The sequence below is a fragment of the Coprococcus intestinihominis genome (genome assembly GCF_040096555.1).
Taxonomy (GTDB): domain Bacteria; phylum Bacillota; class Clostridia; order Lachnospirales; family Lachnospiraceae; genus Coprococcus_A; species Coprococcus_A intestinihominis.
In genome coordinates, this window is sequence record NZ_JBBMEK010000335.1 from 1 (window position 1) to 3,002 (window position 3,002).

The 3,002-nt window shown below is 44.3% G+C and carries 4 protein-coding genes; all 4 read right to left on the minus strand.

Going from position 1 to position 3,002, the window contains the following annotated elements:
* A partial coding sequence (locus WMO25_RS16690) for a helix-turn-helix domain-containing protein (RefSeq protein WP_349086285.1) occupies positions 1-376 on the minus strand: 376 nt, incomplete at its 3' end.
* A gap of 279 nt (positions 377-655) precedes the next feature.
* Positions 656-1,093, minus strand: coding sequence for an acyl-CoA dehydrogenase family protein (locus tag WMO25_RS16695; protein WP_349086286.1), 438 nt, complete (start codon positions 1,091-1,093; stop codon positions 656-658).
* Positions 1,080-1,967 (minus strand): MaoC/PaaZ C-terminal domain-containing protein, encoded by an 888-nt coding sequence (locus tag WMO25_RS16700; protein WP_015514844.1) that lies wholly within the window; start codon positions 1,965-1,967, stop codon positions 1,080-1,082. Before WMO25_RS16700 ends, WMO25_RS16695 begins: the two co-directional genes overlap by 14 nt.
* Before the next feature lie 255 nt (positions 1,968-2,222).
* Positions 2,223-3,002 (minus strand): sigma 54-interacting transcriptional regulator (locus WMO25_RS16705; protein ID WP_349086288.1); only part of this gene is annotated, 780 nt, incomplete at its 5' end.

Consider the following 3,002-nt stretch of genomic DNA (forward strand, 5'->3'; position numbering starts at 1 on the left):
CATAACCGAACTCCTCCGCCTCATAAGGGCCGTACGTCTCCGATTCGCATCCCGGATGCAGCCTGATCAAAATCGGCTCCATGCAGTTCTTCTGAGCATTCGGCACAATATAGGAAATGTCGTAGGCCTCCTGCTCATTGATAAAATAATCATTGGCCGTAAACACCACACGTTCATCTCTGTCATCGGAAAAAAATTCGCCCAGTGAAGTACCGAGGGCCTCAAGTATATCCTCCAGCGTTGCAATAGACGGAGACGTCAGATTCCTCTCAACCTGAGAAAGAAAACCCTTCGTCAGTTCACTGCGGTTCGCCAGCTCCTCAAGGGTCAGCTGATTCTTTATCCTGAGCAGCTTAATCTTTGCACCTATATCCACGCTGATTCCTCCTTAACTTTAAGTTCGATATTGCTAAACAAATCTATTATAGATTAATTTTTTACGTTGTCAAGTATTTTTAAACAAAAAGTTTAGTAAAATAAAACTGTGAAAAATGCAAAATTCAGGTAAAATACAGACCTGGTTTTTGAATACAGAAAACCCCAGAGGTCACCACCTCTGGGGTTTTCTTTTTCTCTTGAAGCTCTTAACATCCTTCTTCAAAGACATTATCTCTTATGCATTTTCAAATCGCAGTATGTGTTTTACACAATACAGTTATTTTCCATTGATAACTGCACGGGAAATAACCATTTTCTGGACTTCGGAAGTTCCTTCATAAATCGGAATAATACGTGCATCTCTGTACTGTCGCTCTATTGCATACTCTTTCATATAGCCATAGCCGCCATGAATCTGCAGCGCCTTATTGGCTACTTCAACCGCTGTCTCCGATGCATAATACTTCGCCATCGCCGCTTCTTTTGTAATATTCTTGCCTGCCTGGCGCAATGCTGCCGCATTCAGGGTCAGTGCCTTGGCTGCCTCTGTCTTGGTTGCCATATCTGCAAGATACCACTGAAAGCCCTGATTGGCATTCACCGGTTTGCCGAAAACTTTCTGACCAAAGCCAATAATTCTTCCTGCTCTTCTGTCAAAATAAAACTCATCCTTATTCCTCCTGCGATTTATTGCGCATGTCCTATTTCCACTCAAATACGCCTCTATCCAGAATCGGCTTGCCGTCTTCCAGATTCACGAAACGGAAATAAGCCTTCCCCTCTTCCATCTTCCAGATTTGAAGCTGAACTTTTGTATCCGGGAATAAAACGTTTCTCATCTGAGCAGCCATCCTCGTCATTCTCTCCGGTTCACCCGGGCAAAGCAGTTCAATGGCCATTCGGCAGGAGAAACCGAAGGAGCATAAGCCCTGAATAAATGCTTTCGGGAATCCCATTTCTCTGGCATATTCAGAATCAACATGAACCAGATTCGTATCACCTGTTAATCTGTAAAGAAGATTCTGAACCGGTGTGATGTAATCATCCAATGTTAAATCGGGTGCTCTGTCAGGAATCACAACTTCACTCTTAGGCATCGGTTTTCCGCCAAATCCACCGGCCTCATGGAAAAACGTTGTAGAATAATTGGTACATACAAGATTGCCTGCCTCGTCACGAACATCTACCTTCGTCTTAACAACTGCACCCTTTCCCTCGCCTCTGTCATAAACATCTGTAATGACATCCTGATACTGGAAGGTACCCTTGATCGGGTCAATCGGACGGTGCATAATGATTTCATGATCCATATTCAGGAAAGAAATGGTCGGCTTAATGATCTCATCTGCCAGCATCGAAGCCGGAAGCGGCATCCACTGATACGGTTTCACGTTCACTGTTCCCCAGTAAGGAATGGTTCCATATGTCGGAATGGCTTTCAGATACTTCTCATAAGTATAAGCCACATCTTCTCTGTGAGCACCAACTGCCAGTGCATATAAAATAATGTCACGCCAGTTATACTCCATGTATCTCGGTTCCATTTTCTTGCCAATAAGCACTTCATCCAACTTAATCTTCTTATCCATAATGACCCTCCCTTGAAACATAATCATCAATACATTACCTGTTATGTATATAGAAAGCAACAATGATGCCAATTCTTATAGGCTCTGAAGCCCTTGAATTCAGCGGATTTTCACCATTTACCTATTTTAAAAAGTGTAGTAAATCATCCATAGTGTAGCAAATTGTCCACATGTAAGTGCAGACTTTGATTAAGTCTCCGCTCTCCGCAAAAAAAGAACCGACATCCATTTAGACTTCGGTTCTGAAAAAATACGCTATTTAATTTCCCGATGAATCGCAATACCCGCTTTCCGCATCTTCCGATACAGAAGGCTTCTGTCAATGCCTAATTCCTCGGCTGTTTTTTTACAGTTCTGGTTGTTTCGCCGCAGCGCATCCCTGATAATCGCTGCTTCATGCAGGTTCATCATTTCCGACAGTTTCATTTGTGACACACTATTTCCCGCTGTCCCCGATACAAGCCTTCCGGGAAGGTCCATTTCTTCAATGACGTAACTGTCACAGGTTGCATAGGCACTGGTGATAACATTGATCAATTCACGCACGTTTCCCGGCCACTTGTAACACATCAGCAGATATTTCACCCTGTCTGACAACAAATGACCGGTCTTATATTTCGCATTCAACGCATTCAGCACATGATTGGCATACAACAGAATATCCGTCGGATGCTCACGCAGGGGCAGCGTCTCAATATTAACCACATTCAGCCGATAATAAAGGTCCTCACGAAACTCACCTCTTTCAACCATTTCCGCCAGATTCTGTCTTGTCGCCGATATAAAGCGCACATCGATGGGGATCGGCTTGCCGCCGCCTACTTTCTCAATCTCATGCTCCTGAAGCACACGCAGCAGTTTCGCCTGCAGCACTAACGGCAGGTCTCCGATCTCATCCAGGAAAATCGTTCCGCCGTCTGCCAGCTGAAACTTACCAATCTTGCCGCCCTTCTTGGCTCCGGTAAATGCACCCTCGTCATATCCAAACAGTTCACTTTCCAATAGCTCTGACGGAATGGAGGCACAATTGATACT

Excerpts from the sequence above, each read along its gene's own strand:
- WMO25_RS16700 (WP_015514844.1), bottom strand. The coding sequence starts at position 1,967 with ATGGATAAGAAGATTAAGTTGGATGAAGTGCTTATTGGCAAGAAAATG.